Genomic DNA, 19,768 nt, shown 5'->3' with positions numbered 1-19,768 from the left:
ACGCAGGTTACGGTCGCGCTTCATCGGCCACAGGTCAGGCTCCACCGTCAGCTGGTACACCGCATAGCGGGTGCCCGTCAGCTCAACGGCGCTGACCGCCACGCGGGTAATCTTGCCGTTAATATAGCGGGACGTCAGCAGATTCTGCGTCGGGATGGTCACCGTGACCGGCTGGCCCAGCAGCTTACTGCGGTCAATGCGCGCGTCCGTGCCGAGCACGGTCAGCATCAGCGCGAACGACTCGGACATCGCCTCACGGCCCGTCAGTTTCCAGAACAGAAGCCCCTCCACCGGGAGCTGAACGGTAATTCGGTTGAGCATAATCTTTATTCCATCTAGCTTATGCGATGCAGAAAAGGGGTTCGCATCTGTGATAAAGCGTCATTCAAGAAAGGGGCTTTTCCCTCTTGATCATCCAAAAAACAAGAGAGTAGATTTTCAGTAACTCTGAAGTGACAAATAAGCCTACATTCAACCAGATGTTTGAAATATCAAACATACTTACTAAAAGAGGGAAAAATGAGACCGAACATCTGAATGAAATCAAGCGAAATAATTCCTGAGCAAGGGCAAATTTAATCGCTCCGATCTTTCGCTTGAAGAATAACCAGGCCGAAGTACACAAAGAGAGTAATAAAAGTAAGTCAAGCACAAAAAAAAGCATGGCCAAAATGCTGAAACCATCACCTGCATAATAATGCAACGAATCACTAAACGCTTTTGCATCAGAAATGAATGGAATTCTGTCGTGGCGAACTGAATTCACGCAATAAAGCAATATTGCGAGAAGATCCATACTTCCCCAGAAATACCATAATTTGCTATTTAAATGAGCGAGGTTATCTTGTGTACGCCCGATATTGTTATTTACAAAAATGGGGAGGCACATGTTGGCTTCAACTCAACTCTCCGGGTTAGGATTAAATTCAAAACGCATAAACAGGAGAGACAATCTTCTCGCATTCCCTGGATGAAGCCTCTGGCTTCGAAGATCGTACACTTCCATAGTCTCTCCTGTTTAAATTCCTACGGATTCACCAGCCAGGTGCCCGGCTTGGCAATATCCAGCGTCTGGCCACGCGTTCTTCCGTTGCCCTGCAGTTCAATCTTCGCCTCTCCGGCCGGCAGCTTGAGCGATGCATAGCCGTTGGTTCCCGGGCGCAGCGCTTTTGGCTCGCCGTTCACTTTCAGCGTTTCGCCGTCGAGGATGCGGATATAGACCAACGCAACAGGGCTCGCGGCAGGCGGTGGCGTCTGTTGCGCCGTCGCCTGCTCGCTCACCTTCGCTGTTTCCGGCTTCACGTCTGGCGCGTTCGCGGCGGTTTCGGTCGAACGCGCCTCTGCCGGTGCCTGTGCAGCCTGCTCAGGCGTATCGTTACTACTGCTGAACAGCATCGCGCCAGCGACAACGCCGACCAGCACGCCTGCGGCAACCATGCCCGGGATCCTGTAGCGACGCCAGTCGAGCAGCGACGCCGGTTTTTCGTCTTCAACCGGTACCAGCATCGTGCCGGGCTTTTTCGCCGTCAGCACATCGTTGATACCCGCGACCGGCATCTCAATCAGCGCAGCGAACTCGTCGATGGACTGCGGACGGTCCTCCATGTGCAGCGCCAGCGCGCGGTCAATGGCCTGCAGCAGCGGAATGGAATAGCCCTGCGGCATGATTTCCACCAGCGGTTTGCAGGTATCCTGAATAGAGCGCACCACGCTGACCGGCGGCGGAGAACCCACAATCAGAGTACGCAGCACCGCGCCGAGGGCGTAAATATCCGTCCACGGGCCCTGCTCGCTTTCGTTGTCGTCGGTGTACTGCTCAATCGGCGCAAATCCCGGACGCAGCATGGTTTCCGTTTCGTCGGAGAGATTACCGATGGTGCGTCGCGCGGAGCCGAAATCGAGCAGCACCGGCAGGCCGTTATCCTGGATCTGAATGTTATCCAGAGAGATATCGCGGTGCAGGTAGCCTTCGTCGTGGATGGTCTTGATCGCACCGAACAGCATCGGCAGCGTGCGGCGGATCCAGGCTTCGTTGATCAGCTCCGGCTTTTCTTCGCGCAGGCGCGACAGCGTGGTGCCGCTGTAAAACAGCGTCCCCATATAGGCCGTGTCGTTTTGCACCCAGAAACGCAGGACGTGCAGCAGGTTCGGGTGGTTAAAGCGCGCCAGCAGACGCGCTTCCTGAATAAAGCTGTTCAGGCCCGCGGAGAACGCTTTGCCAAAGCGCTCGCTGCGCAGCACCAGGGTCATGTCGTCGCCGCGCACGGCGAGCGAGGAAGGCATAAATTCTTTGATAGCGATAGTGCGTTCGAGCTGGTGATCCCACGCGCGATAGACAATGCCAAAACCGCCGCCGCCGATCACCTCTTTGATTTCAAACTCGTTGAAGCGGTACCCGACCGGGAGCGCGTTTGGGACAGTCCGATTGTTATCATTATCCGTCATCTTTTACAGTTCTCTTGATGATTATTACGCGGCAAACTGACAGTGAAACTCGCCCTGCTCGCAGGTGACGTGCAGACGTCGGTACTGCTCGTCGCTGCGGCTGGCGGTAAGTAAGATCTGGCTCATCTGAGGCAGCAGAGTGTTGGTCAGAATAGCGTCCACCATGCGGCCGCCGGACTCCACCTCGGTACAGCGCTGAACAATCTGTTCCACCACGCTGTCGTCAAACTCAGAAATAATGCTGTGATTCTCTTCCAGACGACGCTGAATGCGCTTGAGCTGCAGGCGAACAATCTGCCCCAGCATCTCGTCGCTGAGCGGGTAATACGGCACCACCAGCAGACGGCCCAGCAGTGCCGGTGGGAACACCTCCAGCAGCGGCTGGCGCAGCGCGCCGCTCAAGGCGTCCGGCTCCGGCACCAGCTCCGGATCGGCGCACATGGCGCTAATCAGGTCGGTGCCGACGTTAGACGTCAGAATAATGATGGTGTTACGGAAATCAATGTGGCGCCCCTCTCCGTCTTCCATCCAGCCTTTATCAAAGACCTGGAAGAAGATTTCGTGGACGTCCGGGTGCGCTTTTTCAATTTCGTCCAGCAGCACCACGCTGTACGGGCGGCGGCGCACGGCCTCGGTCAACACGCCGCCTTCACCATACCCTACGTATCCCGGAGGCGCACCTTTTAAGGTGGACACGGTGTGTGCTTCCTGGAACTCACTCATGTTGATGGTGATAACGTTCTGCTCGCCGCCGTACAGCGACTCCGCGAGCGCCAGCGCGGTTTCGGTTTTACCGACGCCGGACGGGCCGCACAGCATAAAGACGCCCACCGGTTTGTTGGGATCGTCGAGCTTCGCCCGCGAGGTTTTCACGCGGCGGGCAATCAGATCCAGACCGTGACGCTGGCCGATAACGCGCTGGTTCAGCGTGTCGGCAAGGTTGAGCACCGCGTCGATCTCGTTTTTCACCATCCGGCCCAGCGGAATCCCGGTCCAGTCAGAGACCACCGCGGCAACCACGTTTTCATCCACCGCCGCAAACAGCAGCGGTTCATCACCCTGTAAGGCGTTCAGCGCCAGCTGCTGTTCCGTCAGCTTGCCGCGCAGCTCAGCGGTATCTTCTTCGCCCGCCGCGAACAGCGCGGCGCGCAGACGGATAATCTCCTGCACCAGACTGCGCTCTTCTTCCCAGCGCCGGGACAGGGCTTCGCGTTTTGTCTCATACGCGTCGCGTTCGGCGCGTAACGTTGCTACGCGCTCAGCGTCTCCGGCACCGACGCGCGCCTCGCGTTCTGCGATCTCAATTTCCACGTCCAGCGCGGCAATATGGCGCAGGCAGTCTTCCAGCTGCGCAGGCGGCGCGCTCTGGCTGACCGCGACGCGGGCGCAGGCGGTGTCGAGCAGGGCAACGGCTTTGTCCGGCAGCTGACGCGCCGGAATGTAGCGATGCGACAGCTTCACCGCCGCGCTGACCGCTTCGTCAAGCAGCAGAACCTGGTGGTGCGTCTCCAGCGGCGACACGGTGCTGCGCAGCATCAGAATGGCTTTCGCTTCGTCCGGCTCGTGAACCTGCACCGTCTGGAAACGACGGGTCAGCGCCGGATCTTTCTCAATGTACTTTTTGTATTCCGCCCAGGTGGTGGCCCCGATGGTGCGCAGCTGGCCGCGCGCCAGAGCTGGCTTCAGCAGGTTCGCCGCATCGCCGGTCCCCTGCTGGCCGCCTGCGCCAATCAGGGTGTGGATCTCATCGATAAACAGAATGATCGGCGTGGCGCTGGACTGGACTTCGTTAATGAGCGCCTGCAGACGGGCTTCAAACTCGCCTTTCATGCCTGCACCGGCCTGCAGCATGCCGATATCCAGCAGCCACAGCTGAATGTTCTGCAGCGGCTCCGGCACGTCGCCGTCGGCGATACGCAGCGCCAGCCCTTCCACCACCGCCGTTTTCCCGACCCCGGCTTCCCCGGTCAGCAGCGGGTTGTTCTGGCGACGACGCATCAGGATATCCACCATCTGGCGGATCTCCTCGTCGCGCCCGACAACCGGGTCAATCTTCCCGTCGCGGGCGCGGGCGGTCAGATCCTGGCCGTACTGGGCCAGCGTCCCCTGCGCAGCCGGTACTGCACCCGCCGGTGCATCGACGGCAGCAGCGGCCTGCTGTGTCTCTTTGCTGTTGGCGCAAATAGCGTCGAACTGCTCAATCAGCACCTCGACGTTAAGGCGGGTGAACTGCGACGAGATGCTTTTCAGCACGTTGGCCAGATTCCAGGTTTTCAGCATGCCGATCAGCAAATGGCCGCCGCGAATACGGCTGACGCCAAACTTCAGCGAGCCGAAGACCCAGGCGCGCTCAACGGCGCTGTCGATATGCTCGGAGAGATCGGAAACGGAACTCGCCCCGCGCGGAAGGACATCCAGCGCCGCAACGATATCGCGCGTCAGCTGCTGTTCATCAAGGGCAAAGTGGCGGATGACCTGCTGCAGATCGCCATCCTGCTGCTGCATCAGCTGATGCAGCCAGTGCACCAGCTCAACATAGGGGTTGCCGCGCAGCTTGCAGAACGCAGTGGCGCTTTCCAGAGAGGTAAATAACAGCGTATCCAGTTTGCCGAAAAGCACGGCACGGCTTATTTCTGACATGTTCGGTTCCATTGATAACAATGCGTTAGAAAAATTATCGCTCTGCGCAATACACCAGATCGCCACGCGGGACAGGCCGCGGCTGAAGGCCCAGCCAGGTGTTGTAGCCTAATCGCCCGGCACCGCCGAGCGTGGTGCCCTGCACCGCGTCTTCACGCAGGATCACCCGTGTTTCCCATTCAAACTCCACCCCGGCGTACTGACGCACCCAGTCACGCAGTTCGGTGACCCACGCTTCCCCCGGCAGAAAACGGTTGTACTCCTCCGCGCTCAGCGGGCCAATGTCGATGCGAAACTTATGCTGCACGTCGCGGACGGCGACGCCGAGAAAAGCGGACTCACCCATGCGCGGCATGCGGCGTCCTGCTCCCAGCTGCGCCTGCTCGCGCGTGGAAAGCGGCATCCACTGCGGCACGTTGCTCACCAGCTTAACCGGCGCCTTAAAATAGCTGCGCAGGATCTTCTCCAGCCCCTCCGGATCCCGTCCGTGACGGGTCAGGTGCCCGGCGTGGGTAAAGCGGGCATGAGAACTCAGGCTGCCTTTGTTCATCTGACCCGGCTGCCCCATGCCAATCAGCGACGCCAGGTAGCCTTCAAAGCGCCTGTTATCGGCGCGATCCAGTGAGACAGTGGGCTGCGCATCCGCCCAGGCGCGGTAAAACAGCAGCGCAAGGCGGTGATGGAACAGATCGGCAAACGCGCTGAGGCTGGTGTCCTGATGATGATAAATACGCTCGCGGGCGTATTCTGTCATGTGGACCGGCAGCGGGCCGTTCGGGCCAAACAGGCCGAAGCTGAGGATAGACACCTCATGCAGCCCGCTTTCCTCCCGCTGACGCACCTGAGCCAGCGTCGACGGAGCAAAACTCATCGACGGCTGCTGGCCGATGCGCAGCGGTTCAAATTTTGGCAGCGGCGCGCGGCCCAGCGGGTAGCGCTCGCCGCCCTGGGCATCAATGCGCCTTAACAGCTGAAACAGATCGTAGCGCCAGGGCGTCTCGCGCACCCCGTGCCAGAACGCATCCGGCAGCTTCGTCAGGCGATGCACGCGCAGCGGTGCAGCGGTGTCACTCATATCAGCGCCCTTTTACCCATGCGCGGCGCCCAGTAGCCAATCTCGCCGCGCTGCTGACTTTTCAGGGTGAACTCCGTAAAGCTGTTGATCGACACCAGACGGGCAAAGAGACGCTCCATCACGCTGCCGAAGAGCCACGGACTGGCGCCGGAAAAGGCTCGCTCATCCACCGTCAGGGTAATGCCGATCCCGCGGGCGAAAACGACCGGGCCGGGTTCAGGCACGCGGCGGTGAACCGGCTCCAGCACGCAGTGACGAACGCCTTCCACCTGACGCGCCACGGGCGTTTCTGCCAGGTTGGCGTACAGCCCTAACAGCTGTCGCAGCGCGGCTGCGCCCTCTTCGTTTTCGCTGTCCATCAGGCTGAGGTAGTTCATCTGCAGCTGGCTGATGAGCCGCCAGGTGCTGAACCCTTCTGCCAGCGCCGGACGCGGCGGCGTCGGGCCTTTACGCAGCGTGAGGGATTTCACCGGCATGGAATCGGCCATAATGAACTGCCCGAGCTCCTGCTGCAGCATCAGCGGCAGATCGCGGCTGGTGCAGAGCACCTCGGCAGAGATATAGCGCAGGTTTTCCTGCCAGGGGGCGTGCTGTTCATCCACCAGCGAGACAAAGACCTCCGAGCCGATATAGCCGGTACGCGTACCGTAGCGCAGGGCGTGTTCGGACAGCACGCGCTGTTCGCGGCGCAGGGAAAAATAGGCCCCGTAGTTGCCCGCATCGCCGCTCCAGGTGCTCCAGAACGGACGAAACGTCTGGTCATCACGCTGGCCGTCCGCGCTGCCATAGATTTTTTTGACCGCGTAAATTTCATAATCCAGCGGACGGATGTTATCCACCACCAGATGGTATTCATGCTGGCCTTCATTCAGCTTCTGACGCGCCGCGACCTTGGGGAACAGGTTGATGACTGGCGTGCAGTGCAGCGCCAGGTGGCTGGCATCGACCACGCGCTCCAGCTGCTCATCCGACTTGTCCAGCAGAATGAAGATGTCGAAGGCTTTTTCGTCTTCACAGCGCTGGATGAGCTTGCTCAGGCCGCTGAGGCTAATGAAGCGGAAACGGGCCGGAAACGCGAAATACTCCTGCAGCAGGCGATAGCCGTCAAAGTTGCGCAGATCGTCCGGAAGCAGCGCCTGGTCAGGCTCAAAACCCTCCTGGCGCAGCGCATCCGACGCCAGCAGCTGTCGCTGCGGCTGCGTGCTGACCGTCTGACAGACGATCCCGACGTGGTGCTCCATCACCAGCTCCAGCAGCTTCAGCGCTTCAATATCCGGACCGCCGAGGAAAAATTCCAGACGGTCGAAATCCAGGTGCCCGAGGTTTTGCGGGCCGTCGCAGGCGATGCGGATCCGCAGAGCGCTGCCGATCCCCCGCTGGCTCAGCCCCAGCTGCGCGAGCGGCAGATCGGCGGGCACGCCGCCCAGCTCGACCTTGTCGATTTTCAGCGGCAGCAGGTTGACCTCGTGCGCCGTGGTATAGCTGCAGGTCACGCCGGTTTTTTTCAGCGCCAGGCTGTCCATCATGGTACCGCGCGGCACAATGAAGCCCTTGCTCAGGTCACCCCTGCTGCTGTCGGGCTCAATCTCCGCGATCGCCATCGACGGCGTGGGCGCAAGATAGTTCGGCGCAATCATCTCCAGCAGACGCTGAGAGAAGCGCGGAAACTCCGCGTCCATTTTCATCTGCACGCGGGAGGTCAGGAAGGCGAAGCCCTCCATCAGACGTTCGGTATACGGGTCCGCCACCTCGATGCCGCGCATGCCCAGCCGCCCGGCGACTTTAGGATAGCGTTCGGCAAACTCGGCCCCCATTTCGCGCAGGTAGGCCAACTCACGGTTGTAGTATTCGAGCAGTTTACTTTCCATGATTACCCCGCATCTTTCAGTTCAAAATGGCCGTTTTCCAGATCGACATCGGTACGAAACAGAAACTCCAGCGGGTAAGGCACACACCATAAACGCCCTTTGATCTCGATGGAGAGCACGTTGTGCAGATCCAGCGAGGAGGTATCCGACACGCAGCGGACCTGCAGCCCCTGCGGCAAAATGCGCGGCTCAAAATTGATGATGGCCTCGGTGAGCTTGCGCTGAATATCGTGCCATTCGATGTCCGACATTCTCTTTCCGGCCAGCGGCGCGACGCCGAAGTTAACCACCGAGCGGCTCACATGCGGTAACGCGCTCAAATCACCGGAGGCATCGTGGTTGATGGTATTAAACAGCCACTGCAGATCGCGCAGAACATTGCGTCGCAGGGCGGCGTGGGTGATCAGATTGCTGTTGGCCGACTCGCGCTTTTTTTCCGGGTCGTTATCGGTGAGGCGATCCAGCAGCGAGGGCTGCATTTTGTCGCGCGCCCCCACCTTCTCCTGCTTGCTGCGGGCTTGCCAGCCGCTGCGCAGCAGATCGCCTTCGCCAGCGGGATTACTCATCGGCTCCATCCGTCGCAAACGTCACGAGGCTGAGCGACAGCAGCGGGCTTTCGCTTTGCTCGCTCAGCCAGGCCTTCTGGCCCTGGCCTTCATACAGCGTGCCGTCAGTATCGAGCGGGTGCCAGTCGGTGGTGCGTCCCAGTTTGACCGCATCAGAGGCGTCGTCTGCAAACGGGTAACGCGCCGGGATCTGACACACCTGCTCCGTCCCGTCGGTCAGGCGCACCAGGGCGTGACGCCAGACCAGATCGGTCACGCTGGCGGGCGCCTGGAAACGGATCTCCGCGATAGCGCTAAACGGCAGCCAGAAATAGCGGCCGTTCACGATGGTTTCGCAGACCGGGCCGAGACGGGCGTCGCCGTCCATCAGCCAGTCAAAAGCCTGCGTCTCCTCATTTTCGAGGGCGATATGACCAGGGTTTGCCTGAGCCTGTTCAAGCGCTTCAAGACGCAGCGCCCGGGCGCGCTCGCCCTCCTCGCTCAGCGCCGCGGCAAGGGTAGTCAGCCACGGCCACTGGGTTTCAGGCATGGCCGGACGCGCCTGTCCCGCCATCACCTGCGCGCGCTGCAGCTCGCCCTGGATGGACTGCTCCAGCAGCGTGACGGTGGGTTTCGCCTGCGGCTTTAGCGCCAGCCAGCTTTTCAGCTGGGTCAGGGCGCGTGTCCAGTTGCCGCTGAGGGTTAAAAACTGCACGAACCCGGCGCGGAGATCGGCATCCGCCGGACGGGCTTTGATTTCAGCTTCAAGGCGCGCCAGCGCGTCGTTGAGCGACTCACCCGCCAGGTGTTGATAGAGCGTATTCATAGCCATTCCTTAATTCGCCGCGCGCCATGCGCCGACGGCCGGATCGCGCAGCTGAGGACGCAGGGTGTCAATCAGCACGATATTCAGCGGGGTACCGGGTGCCACCCAGGCGCTCCAGGTTTTTTTCACCGCCGCGATACGCGCCTGCAGTTTTGCATCATCGCTGGCGGTTTCACGGGAAATCTCCACCGCGACCGTGCCGTTGCTCTTCCAGCTGTTCAGGGCGTTGTCGTAAGGCAGGATCATCCAGCTCTGGTCGCTGTTTGGCGTGCTGAATACCATGCGCTCTTTGTTGACGGAGGTGATCAGCGCGTTTTCCGGATCGGCGCTTTGATTCAGTCCGGTCACCGGGAAGCCATGGATGTAGGTCACCGCCATCTCTTTCTGCCCGCCGTTGCGGGACTGCGACACAACGGTGTGTCCGCTCAGCCAGCTGCCGTTCCCGCAGCGGGTGGTGTCAGAATCCGGAATAAAGAGCGCCGGTGCAGAAGCGCCCCCTTCCCAGAAGGTGCGCAGGTGGCAGCCGTCCTGAAGCGTAAACTCCTGCCACGGCGTACGGTCGGCGGCAACGGTGCGGGATGCAGCGTTCTGGTCTGGCGGCAGTAACGCGCCGCTGGCTGGGGTTGCGGTGATGGTCGCAGCAGGTGCGGCCTGCTCCTGTTTCACCACCAGCGCCCAGTCCTGCGCTTTGCCAGCCGTGCCCTGTGCCAGCGTGGAACCCGCCGGATCGTTGAGCGTCCAGCTAAGCTTATTCACTTTGCTGCACTGGTGTTCCAGCAGTGAGCCAAGACGCGGCACAAAGTTCTCCAGCACGGAGACGTCTTTCTTGCCGTTTGCCACAATGCGCAGCGCCACCTCAGGCTTACACCAGCTCTGCGGCGTGTTGTCTTTGATGTTGTCGATCCAGATATCCAGCTTCTGCGCAGGAGACTGCACGATGCGGAAATTTTCAGCCTGAGCGGTGGAGGTCGCCGCCAGAAGTGCCAAACCCGATAGCCAAAGTTTCATATCGTTCCTTGTGTGTCTAATCAGTTCCGCAGGGAAGAAATTGTGCTGCGTCAGAGAGGGTGTGCAGCAAAGTGGTGTCCTGAGGGTTGCCCATCCATACCGCCAGGGCAGTATAGTTATCCTGAGCATTCCCCTCCTGTTCGCCATTCTTTTGAATGATTTGGTTCATTAAGGTCAGCCACTCCTGCGGCGTATTGACCATATGCAGCGACTGCTTCATTTGCTCTTCGCTGACGCCGTGCCAGAACCCGTCGGTGCACAGTAAAAAGGCATCGCCGTCCTCAACCTGCACCACATCGCTGTAGCTCGCTTCCGGCCCGCCGTTTTCAATCCCCAGCGCCAGATAGAGCAGGTTGCTGTTCAGGTTGTCGGTCTGGTGCCCGGCATCTTTCATCTGCTGCACCAGGCTGTGGTCGGTAGTCACATGCCACAGCCATCCCCGGCGAAACAGGTACAGGCGGCTGTCTCCGGCGTGCGCCCAGTAGGCCAGCCCGTAATCACGGTCAATGAACAGGCTGACCAGCGTCGTGCCCATCCGGCGATAGTCCTGCACGGCCTGCTGTTCGCTGAGAATGGTGCGATTCGCCGTCTGCACGTAGTCGCGGATGTGCTGCGCATTAAGATGTTTGTCGCCATCGAAGCGGGAGATAATGCTGTTGCGGGCCAGCGCTGCGGCCACCTCGCCGCCCGGCAGCCCCGCGATGCCGTCGCAGACGACAAAGCAGGCTGAACGTTCCCCTATGGTTTCTCCCGTCTGATCCTGGTTGCTGGCGCGCGTCCCCTGGCGGGAGAGAGAAGCCGTTGCGATATTCATTTGTCTTCCGATCCGCTCTGTGAGTCTTTGTACTGATTGACCTCCATGTCATACGCATGAAGGAAGGCCTCGCCGAACAGGGTGTGGAAGTCATCCTCAATCTCGCCCGCCGTCTCGCCATAGCTGCGAACAAAGTAGTCCCACAGGGCCGCTTTACGGCTGCCCGGCAGCGCCAGACGAGAGGTCATCCCGTTCTGCTTCGCCTGCTCTTCCAGCTGCTCCGGGTTAAAGGACTGCAGCATCGCGGCGATAATGGCGCGGATGCCGGAGATCATGCCCAGCTGGTGCGCCTGCAGATCGATCAGCGCGTCGCGCACCGATTTTGTCGGCGGCATAAAGCCCGGCATTGGGGTGCCGAACATCTGGATCAGCACGGTTTTGCCGGTCGGCAACAGCTTGAACGGGTTGTTGGCATCGTCCAGCACCATGGTCATATCGGCTTTCACGCCGCGCTTGAGGATGGAGCGCGAGGAGAGCAGCGCCACGGTCCCCTGAGAGAACATGCCGAGGATCTGCCCCAACTGACGCATATTTTCACGGTCAAACTGCGGGACGGGCTGCATTTCGCTCAGCCCCATCCCCTCCAGCAGTGCCTCCAGCAGTTCGCCCTGCAGCACTTCGCCCTTCTCACCGCTGTTTGCCGTGGTGGTTGGTGAGGCGGCGTTATTGACCGGGTCGATGCGCAGGCGGCCCTTCGGGGCCTGAGCGCTGCTGCGCGCAACGGCCTGTGGCGTTGGCATGGTGAAGCCTGCGTAATCCGGTCGCGCGGGCTCTTCTTCAGCACGCGGTTCTTCCTGCGGCTCAGGGGCGAATAGCGGAGAATCGGCCAGCACGTCCTCTTCCTGTTCAGGTTCAGATTCCGGCACTGGCGCAGGCTTCTCGGCAATAATGTCATCCGGATGGGTTAGTGGCGCGCCGCCCATCAGCCCGAGCGGGTCGTCATTACGCGCGGCTGGCGCGCTGGCCTTACCGCCAAACAGGGCCAGCGGATCGAGCTCATCCGTCGCCTCTTCTTCTGGCTTCACGGGGTTCGTCTCGCCCGGCGGCACCAGCGTTGACGGGGTGACGTCGTCAAAAATACTCTCTTTTTTGAACAACGCCTCGTCACTGAACAGCGTGTCCGGATCGACATGCTTACGCTCGAGTTTTGGATCGCTGTCGTTGAATATCGCCAGCGGATCTTCGGCGTTACGCTCCGGAGCCGCAGGCTGGGAGAACGGATCGTGCGATGCAGCAGGCTGCGGTTTTGTACGGTTGCTGGAGATGCTGTCGGAGATGGAGAACTCCTGCATCAGGCTATCCCAGATCTCCGTTGGCACGGCGGTCGGCTCGGCTTTCCCGCGCGGTGCGGCACTTGCCGGTTTCGGTTGAGAAGCTGGCGCGGTCGCGGGTGCGGCTGTCGGACGCGCCTGCTGGTGCAGGCTGGCCGCCATACGGCTCACGGGCTGGGTATCGTGGATCAGTTCGGTCACTTCGATACGGTAGTCATCAATACCGAGAATGTCGCCATCCTGCAGTTCAACCTGACGCCCTCGCTCCAGCGGAATGTCATTTAATACCACGCGGGTGACGCTGCCGCGGTTGGTCACGCGGCATTCGCCCTGGGCGTCCACGTGAACAATGGCCTGCAGACGAGAGATGGTGCGGTCATTATCCGGCAATACCAGATTGTTATCCGTACCGCGCCCAATGGTGCCGCCCGGGGCGTAAAAATCACAGCTGCTTTGCGGCGGCTGATGACCGGGTTTCGTAGAAATAATCGTGAATCGCATGGCGTATTCCTGCTGGTATGATTAGCGCTCAAACGCTGCCGCTCTCGGGGCGAGAACGGCGGCGTTTGGGGCCGGATTCCATTGATTCTATTTTGCGGTTTTGAGCGGACGAATCGCGTCGCTGTTGGCGATTAAGCTGCACTTTAAAACCTGATATTGACCCGGTTCGGTACCGCCTACTTTCTCTTTCAGTAAAGAAACAATCACCTTGTCAGCTTTTTCAAAATTCTCTGCAGGGAGATTGCTTGCTTCCAGCCATGCGGCCGCGCTGGCCTCTGCATCGTCTTTCAGACTTTTACTGTCCGCAATCTTACTGATGCATCGATTTTGCACCCAGTTTTCAAAGATTTGTTGCTGAGAAAAAGCGCTGACATCAGGCAGGGTTTGGGCATAAACAGCAGAGGCATTTATAGCCAATACCAGCAGTAATAAACGTTTCATTTCAGGCTCCAGAATGTTGCGTTGGTCGGAATAAACGAACCATTACCCGGTGAGCCCAGAAAATGGCAATCATCAGAGCAAATATTACCATTCCAGAGTGTGACATGCCCGGTTGCGTCGCTCCAGCCGTGCCCGGTAAAGATGATAATGCCTTGTTTGCCTGCAAATTGCGCAGGAGTGGGAGAAGAGACAGACATATCGGCATTGCCCAGTACCGTGGGTAGAAATGCAATCATATCTTTAACGCGGAACATATAGCGCTTTTTGTCGTTTCCGGTCACTGTCGCATATTTACTGTTAGAAGGAATAGGAATGCCACAGTAATTTAAAACGTAGCTCATACGAATTGGGCAGGCATTTTTAAAAATACCGGCGTCGATATTATGCTGAACTTTTCCACCCAACAATTTGCCAACCTGTTCTACGCTTACGTTCACTTCTCTGAATCTGTTCCAGGCGGCACCAAAAGCAGGACGCATTTGAGACATCTTGTTTCTCCTTGATAAGAAGCTCCGGATAAAGTGAGCCCTTTCGGGCCCACTATTATTACGCTTCTTTGTTCTCTTTGATGTTCCAGCCAGCGCTGCTTTCAGCACCTTTACCACCCGACGTGGTCTGCTCCCAGTACTGCTGTTTCACTTTCGCAGCCTGGAATGCATAGGTCACACCAACGGTGTCGCCGTTGTCAGCACCGGTGTACTGAACAGAGGTCACCAGCACATCTTCCAGCGTGATGCGGGAGTATTCCACCTGCTGGCCGCCCGCTTTACAAACGGACAGTTCAACTTTAGTCAGGTGTTTACCGCTGGCGCAGTGTTTCAGGATAGCGGTGGTGGATTTGTCGATCAGCGCGTTAACGTGCAGGTCGTTAAAGTTAACTTTACCGGCACCGCCGCCACCGCCAACGCTCATATTACCTGGCTGGGAAGCGCCCCAGGAGAAGGAGGTAATATCAGTCCAGCCGGTGTGGTTAGAATCTTTCGATTCGCCCGTAACACCCTCGACCTTCAGAAACATATCAATAGCCATAATATCTACTCTTCGTGGATGAACAATATTGCTTTCGAAAAAGCACTTATATGGCAAACAGGAAAGCATGGGGCTGAATAAAACCGTCCATATTTTACCTCTGCCTCATATCAAATGACCCGTGTCATTTGACAGTCTTACATTCTCCCGGAATAAATGGAAAGAATGTGAAGTCTTTTACTACTCTGGGTTATCCTGGATCCAGCTACGGTCAGGATCGCCAATGATGACTTGCGGAACCAGTTTGTTCAGTTCGTCGCTATGATAAAGACGTATACAGTTTAAGGTTACGCCTTTGACATCGGGTTTTCGCTCTGAATGAAAACCATTAATTTGATTTTTATATTTTCCGATGAGGGCATTCACTTTATCCGTGCCATTTTCAGCATCAAAAGGTATCCACTCAATAAATGCGCTCGCACTTCTGGCCGCATCAGCAGAAAACTGACTGCCTTTATCTGCCACCTGAGCAAGACAGCGCGCCAGAACTAAATCTTTTAAAACCTGCCGGTATGTTTGCTGCTGATAAAAATCAGGATAGTTATTTCCGGCACACACATAAAAGGTCATAAATACGAGGAAAAAACAGAAATGTTTCACCTTATATCCTTTGCCATCGGCCCCACAGCGCATCAGCTATCCAATTCCAACCGGTTCAGCAGTGGAGCGTTCTATAAGCCAGTCCGATGTTGACAGGGGCTTAATTCTCCCATTGCATCGGAAATGATTTCAGAAGCCCGCCGTTTGCTCTCCTGCTCAGATAAATGGGCAAAGCGAGAGTAAAGAAATTCATGAACCGTATTGGGCAAAACCGGATGACCTTTACACCAGGCCTTCCCCTCTGATGCATCAACCACGCCTAATAGATACATATCCGCCTTAATGCGCTCGCGTTCATTCGTTTTTGAAAGCCAGGCACTGGCGAAGCGCGCTGCGCTGAGATTGAAATCGTACCCCGTTAATAAGCCCGGGTCGCGAAGCAAATTTGACGTATCATCCTGCGGTAATGCTGTTGCGTCAGGATAAGAATAATTTCCCGTTTGTGCTTCTGCCAGAGACGCGATAAACAACAAAGCGATTGCAAACAGGTTTATTTTATTCATTGTAATATCGCGTTAGTGGAATACCTTAATTAAATATAAGCCAGCACGAGGTATTAACGTTTCTCTTTCCATTTCTCTGCAACAACGTAGATACCTATCGCTAATGCATTAAGTCCAGCACATAAGAATCCATGCATTGCGATTTGCGGGACATCTTCTGGCCAGTCAAAGATAAACAGATAGTAGCCGGATACCGTCACAAACAGCATGAATGAAATAATTAACAACGCATAAACCATTAAATAGATGATGAATTTTCTTGTTATCGCTTTCACAGGTAAATTCATTAGCTATCTCGTACTCACAATAAGGCTGCCGGCCCCAGGAGGCCGGCTATCTGCATCACGCGTCTTTCGTCTTCAGCGACGGCAGTTTAGATACCAGACGCAGAGAAACGGTCAGACCTTCCAGCTGGTAGTGTGGACGCAGGAAGAACTTCGCGGCGTAGTAGCCCGGGTTGTCCTCAATCTCCTGCACCTGCACTTCCGCAGCTGCCAGCGGTTTACGGGACTTGGTCTCCTGAGAGGAGTTAGCCGGGTCACCGTCGACGTAGTTCATGACCCAGTCGTTCAGCCAGCGTTCCATCTCTTCGCGCTCGCGGAAGGAGCCGATTTTGTCGCGCACGATGCACTTCAGGTAGTGGGCAAAGCGGCAGCAGGCGAACAGGTACGGCAGGCGTGATGCCAGGCGCGCGTTAGCGGTCGCATCCGGGTCGTGGTACTCCGCCGGTTTCTGCAGGGACTGCGCGCCGATGAAGGCGGCAAAGTCGGAGTTTTTGCGGTGAACCAGCGGCATAAAGCCGTTTTTCGCCAGCTCGGCTTCACGACGATCGCTGATGGCGATCTCGGTCGGGCACTTCATGTCCACACCGCCGTCATCGCTCGGGAAGGTGTGGCACGGCAGGTTTTCCACCGCCCCGCCTGACTCCACGCCGCGAATCGAGGTGCACCAGCCGTACTCTTTGAAGGAGCGGTTGATGTTGGCTGCCATCGCGTACGCGGCGTTCGCCCACGAGTAGCTGTTGTGGTTCGCGCCGTCGGTCTGCTCTTCAAAGTCAAAGCTGTCGACCGGGTTGGTGCGAATACCGTACGGCAGGCGCGACAGGAAGCGCGGCATCACCAGGCCCAGATAGCGGGCATCTTCGGATTCACGCAGTGAACGCCAGGCGGCGTATTCGGTGTTCTGGAAGATCTTGGTCAGGTCGCGCGGGTTGGCCAGCTCCTGCCAGGACTCCATCTGCATCACGCCCGGTGCGGTACCGGTAATGAACGGACAGTGTGCCGCAGAGCCGATGCGCGCCATTTCACCCAGCAGCTCAACGTCCTGCGGGCTGTGGTCGAAGTAGTAGTCGCCCACGATGCAGCCAAACGGCTCGCCGCCAAACTGACCGTACTCCTGCTCGTAGATTTTCTTGAAGATCGGGCTCTGGTCCCAGCCCACGCCCTTGAAGCGCTTCAGGGTACGGCCCAACTCCTGCTTGGAGATGCTCATAAAGCGGATCTTCAGCATCTCGTCAGTTTCAGTGTTGTTCACCAGGTAGCTCAGACCGCGCCAGGCGCTCTCCAGCTTCTGAAACTCTTCGTGGTGAATGATCTGATTCACCTGCTGCGACAGCTGCTCGTCGATACCGGCAATCAGGTTCTGAATGGTGCGGTAGGTATCGTTCGAGAAGGTGACGGTATTTTCCAGCGCCTGCTGCGCCAGGGTTTTGACCGCGCTTTCGACGGCGGAGCGGGCCTGATCGGTTTTCGGGCGGAACTCTTTGTTCAGCAGCGCGCTGAATTCATCCTGGCTGAACGCCTGACCCGCCTGCTGCTCATGTTGTTGAGTCTGGTTGCTCATCGATTATTCCTCGCTACCTTTCGCGCTTTCGTCATTTTTCGGCAACTGGCTCAGGGATTTGAGCAGCGTCGGATCCTGCAGAATTTTAGCGATCAGCTCTTCCGCACCGTTTTTGCCGTCCATATAGGTCAGCAGGTTAGAAAGCTGGGTACGCGCTTCCAGCAGCTTGTTCAGCGGCTCAACCTTGCGGGCCACCGCATCCGGCAGGAAGTCGTCCATGCTGTCGAAGGTCAGATCCACGTTGAGCTTACCTTCGCCGGTCAGGGTGTTATCCACCTGGAACGCTACGCGCGGCTTCAGCGCCTTCATGCGTTCGTCAAAGTTGTCGATGTCGATTTCGAGGAATTTACGCTCGTCGACGGCCGGCAGGTTTTCCACCGGTTTGCCGACCAGATCGGCCATGACGCCCATCACAAACGGCAGCTGAATTTTACGTTCTGCACCGTAGATCTCTACGTCGTACTCGATCTGCACGCGGGGAGCACGGTTACGTGCGATGAATTTCTGCCCACTGTTACTCATTGCCATGATGTTCTCCATCAAAGATGCGCGGTGAAGGTGAAACGGCAGGCTCCATGCCTGTCGTCATAATGCCTGGACGCGCTATTCGCGGCGCCCAAAGATGTTTTCCAGTTGGTTAACGCCGTCTGGCGCCAGGTCGCGAATAATGTCCATAAAGTTAAGTTCTGACAGCCGCTGCACCCGTTCAATCATCAGCGGTGCGGGGTGGCTCGGTTCGTACTGCGCAAAATACTGCTTCGCTTTTTCCAGCATCAGCTGCGCGTCGGCGCGGCTGGTGACCTGCACGCTTCGCCAGTCGGTGACCGGCTGAGCGGGCTGCGTTGCCGCCGATTGCTGCTCGGCCTGTGGTTCTGCCTGCACCTCACGGTTCGGCAGCAGCTTGCTGATGTCGGTCACCTGACACGCGCTGGCTACCAGTCCGACGGTTTTCAGCAGCTGCTCCATCTCGGGCACGCCGCTTTCACCGAGATGCCCGGTGAGCAGCTCGCGAATCGCCAGCAGCCGTTCGTTAATGACGATAACCGCTGCGGTTCCCGGCTGGTCGCCGCGGGCCAGCTCGTCAATCAGCCGTGGACGGCCGCCGGGATAGTCCGGACATTCCGTCTTACTGCCGTCCAGCAGGGCCTGGGCATCCCGGAGCGAAATTTCATCGCCGTTTGAACGCAGAAGCGAGGCGTTTCGCACGGCGACGGTGAGGTCGGATTTATCGCTGAGCCCCGCCAGGGCGTTAATGCGATAGAACGGATCGGTTTCGCCATACTCTTCCAGCAGCGGATAGAGCGGTTCCCAGTAACGGGCGATCGCCTCCTGCACCAGCAATAATCCGTCCGCGTAGCCCGCCAGCCCGCGGCGGCGCGTCCAGGCATGGGTTAACGCCAGCAGGACGCGAAGATCTTTGGTGCGGGTCAGCAGGCTGGTGGCGTATTTTTCTACCGTGTTCCAGTCTGCGGGCTCTGCCGGGATAATGGTGTCGCCAAACTGCTGTTCCGCTTTCCCAAGACTTGCCTGATTCATGATCTGGAAGTCAGCGTCGTACTCCAGGTTTTCGCCGCAGGGCTTGTCGGGGCTTATTGGCGCGAGAAATTCTTCGATATTCATAAGATCCCTGCTTATTCAAACATGGGCGGATAGAGACCGTGACGCCCCGGACGGGCGCCCCCTGCCGGGTCGAACAGCAGGGTGAAAAGCTGCCCGGTAAAGTTACCGCTGTGCACGTGGGTGTATAGCGGGTAACCGTCGCAGCGGTTGGTCCACCAGTAGCTGGTCTGACGTAGCGGATCAAAACACTCCGCCGCCTGAGGCCAGCCCAGCGTGCTCTGGCCGTCCTCGTCATAGCCAATCACATCCAGGATGTCGGAGCGCTTTTGCGGCTCGACGGGCTGCGGCGCCGGAATGGTCATCAGCATCTCATCCAGCTGCGAGGCGGAAAAACTGTTGCGCACCGCGTGCAGCCCCAGGCGCCCAATCTGCTGGTACCAGCTTTCGGCCTGGCTGAGCAGGCTGGTCGACCACTCTGACGGGGCGAAGCTCAGCTGAAGGCAAACCGGGTACTGTCGGCCAACGCTGTCGCGGCCGGGCAGCAGACAGCCCATCTGGATCATCTGGCTGCCCAGCATGGGCGGTACCACATAATTCCAGACTGGCGCTTTCTGGAACTGGCGCTCGCCGCTGCGCTGCTCTTCCTGCTGCCAGGCCAGCAGACCGACCTGAAACCAGTGTGACCACTGGCGCTGTAAAGTGTCAGGAAAGCGACGCTGCAAAAAATCTCCGGCGCTGGGTAATTTGCCATACCAGCTGTAGCGGTTCATCGCAGGGGTATTCGTCATACGGCTGTCCTT

21 protein-coding genes are annotated in these 19,768 nt (G+C 58.1%); all 21 read right to left on the bottom strand.

The features are described 5' to 3' along the window. Positions 1–321, bottom strand: a 321-nt coding sequence (locus AC0TNG_RS08485; RefSeq protein WP_473713405.1) for a contractile injection system protein, VgrG/Pvc8 family, incomplete at its 3' end; no start/stop codon positions are given. A 64-nt stretch (positions 322–385) separates the two neighbouring features. Continuing rightward, on the bottom strand, positions 386–796 hold the full coding sequence (locus AC0TNG_RS08480; protein ID WP_248164979.1) for a hypothetical protein: 411 nt from the start codon (positions 794–796) through the stop codon (positions 386–388). 230 nt (positions 797–1,026) lie between these two features. Beyond that, positions 1,027–2,445, bottom strand: a complete 1,419-nt coding sequence (locus tag AC0TNG_RS08475) for a serine/threonine protein kinase (protein ID WP_473713404.1) — start codon at positions 2,443–2,445, stop codon at positions 1,027–1,029. 24 nt (positions 2,446–2,469) lie between these two features. Continuing rightward, on the bottom strand, positions 2,470–5,085 hold the full coding sequence (gene tssH / locus AC0TNG_RS08470; RefSeq protein WP_473713402.1) for a type VI secretion system ATPase TssH: 2,616 nt from the start codon (positions 5,083–5,085) through the stop codon (positions 2,470–2,472). Positions 5,086–5,119: 34 nt separating this feature from the next. Beyond that, complete coding sequence (gene tssG / locus AC0TNG_RS08465; protein WP_148769040.1) at positions 5,120–6,160, bottom strand: type VI secretion system baseplate subunit TssG; 1,041 nt, start codon at positions 6,158–6,160, stop codon at positions 5,120–5,122. Beyond that, positions 6,157–8,028 (bottom strand): type VI secretion system baseplate subunit TssF, encoded by a 1,872-nt coding sequence (gene tssF / locus AC0TNG_RS08460; RefSeq protein WP_267217046.1) that lies wholly within the window; start codon positions 8,026–8,028, stop codon positions 6,157–6,159. The genes tssG and tssF overlap by 4 nt, the downstream gene beginning before the upstream one ends. Positions 8,029–8,030: 2 nt before the next feature. After that, the gene (tssE, locus tag AC0TNG_RS08455) at positions 8,031–8,594 is read right to left on the bottom strand and encodes a type VI secretion system baseplate subunit TssE (protein ID WP_024909842.1); all 564 of its coding nucleotides are present in this window, start codon (positions 8,592–8,594) and stop codon (positions 8,031–8,033) included. Further along, entirely contained in the window at positions 8,587–9,399 is an 813-nt protein-coding gene (locus AC0TNG_RS08450; protein ID WP_061714912.1) for a type VI secretion system accessory protein TagJ, read from the bottom strand. The genes tssE and AC0TNG_RS08450 overlap by 8 nt, the downstream gene beginning before the upstream one ends. A 9-nt stretch (positions 9,400–9,408) precedes the next feature. Beyond that, the gene (locus AC0TNG_RS08445; RefSeq protein ID WP_473713401.1) at positions 9,409–10,407 is read right to left on the bottom strand and encodes a hypothetical protein; all 999 of its coding nucleotides are present in this window, start codon (positions 10,405–10,407) and stop codon (positions 9,409–9,411) included. Positions 10,408–10,423: 16 nt separating this feature from the next. Continuing rightward, on the bottom strand, positions 10,424–11,221 hold the full coding sequence (locus tag AC0TNG_RS08440) for a PP2C family protein-serine/threonine phosphatase (RefSeq protein WP_008502637.1): 798 nt from the start codon (positions 11,219–11,221) through the stop codon (positions 10,424–10,426). Further along, entirely contained in the window at positions 11,218–12,993 is a 1,776-nt protein-coding gene (gene tagH / locus AC0TNG_RS08435) for a type VI secretion system-associated FHA domain protein TagH (RefSeq protein ID WP_473713399.1), read from the bottom strand. The genes AC0TNG_RS08440 and tagH overlap by 4 nt, the downstream gene beginning before the upstream one ends. Positions 12,994–13,080: 87 nt before the next feature. Continuing rightward, entirely contained in the window at positions 13,081–13,434 is a 354-nt protein-coding gene (locus AC0TNG_RS08430; protein WP_061714910.1) for a T6SS amidase immunity protein Tai4 family protein, read from the bottom strand. After that, positions 13,431–13,922: a type VI secretion system amidase effector protein Tae4 gene (locus AC0TNG_RS08425; protein ID WP_032645536.1), complete on the bottom strand. Its 492-nt coding sequence runs from the start codon at positions 13,920–13,922 to the stop codon at positions 13,431–13,433. The genes AC0TNG_RS08430 and AC0TNG_RS08425 overlap by 4 nt, the downstream gene beginning before the upstream one ends. Positions 13,923–13,980: 58 nt before the next feature. Beyond that, positions 13,981–14,463 carry an Hcp family type VI secretion system effector gene (locus tag AC0TNG_RS08420; RefSeq protein WP_008502640.1) on the bottom strand — a complete coding sequence of 161 codons (483 nt, stop codon included), beginning with the start codon at positions 14,461–14,463 and terminating at the stop codon, positions 13,981–13,983. Between the two features lie 180 nt (positions 14,464–14,643). Next, complete coding sequence (locus AC0TNG_RS08415) at positions 14,644–15,063, bottom strand: T6SS amidase immunity protein Tai4 family protein (RefSeq protein ID WP_473713397.1); 420 nt, start codon at positions 15,061–15,063, stop codon at positions 14,644–14,646. Between the two features lie 71 nt (positions 15,064–15,134). Beyond that, positions 15,135–15,566: a Rap1a/Tai family immunity protein gene (locus AC0TNG_RS08410; RefSeq protein WP_061714908.1), complete on the bottom strand. Its 432-nt coding sequence runs from the start codon at positions 15,564–15,566 to the stop codon at positions 15,135–15,137. Positions 15,567–15,619: 53 nt separating this feature from the next. Continuing rightward, positions 15,620–15,853, bottom strand: a complete 234-nt coding sequence (locus AC0TNG_RS08405) for a hypothetical protein (protein ID WP_061714907.1) — start codon at positions 15,851–15,853, stop codon at positions 15,620–15,622. A 55-nt stretch (positions 15,854–15,908) separates the two neighbouring features. Further along, a complete protein-coding gene (gene tssC, locus AC0TNG_RS08400) occupies positions 15,909–17,408 on the bottom strand; it encodes a type VI secretion system contractile sheath large subunit (protein ID WP_014884232.1) in 1,500 nt (499 codons plus the stop codon). Positions 17,409–17,411: 3 nt separating this feature from the next. Next, on the bottom strand, positions 17,412–17,936 hold the full coding sequence (tssB, locus tag AC0TNG_RS08395) for a type VI secretion system contractile sheath small subunit (RefSeq protein ID WP_008502644.1): 525 nt from the start codon (positions 17,934–17,936) through the stop codon (positions 17,412–17,414). A gap of 75 nt (positions 17,937–18,011) precedes the next feature. Continuing rightward, on the bottom strand, positions 18,012–19,028 hold the full coding sequence (tssA, locus tag AC0TNG_RS08390) for a type VI secretion system protein TssA (RefSeq protein WP_090419862.1): 1,017 nt from the start codon (positions 19,026–19,028) through the stop codon (positions 18,012–18,014). A gap of 11 nt (positions 19,029–19,039) precedes the next feature. After that, on the bottom strand, positions 19,040–19,756 hold the full coding sequence (gene tagF, locus AC0TNG_RS08385; protein ID WP_024909832.1) for a type VI secretion system-associated protein TagF: 717 nt from the start codon (positions 19,754–19,756) through the stop codon (positions 19,040–19,042). Positions 19,757–19,768 lie beyond the last annotated feature (12 nt).

It is taken from the genome of Enterobacter sp. PL_is514, assembly GCF_055816715.1.
The sequence above is the reverse complement of the archived record's forward strand: the minus strand, read 5'-3'. Positions and strand labels throughout refer to the sequence as shown.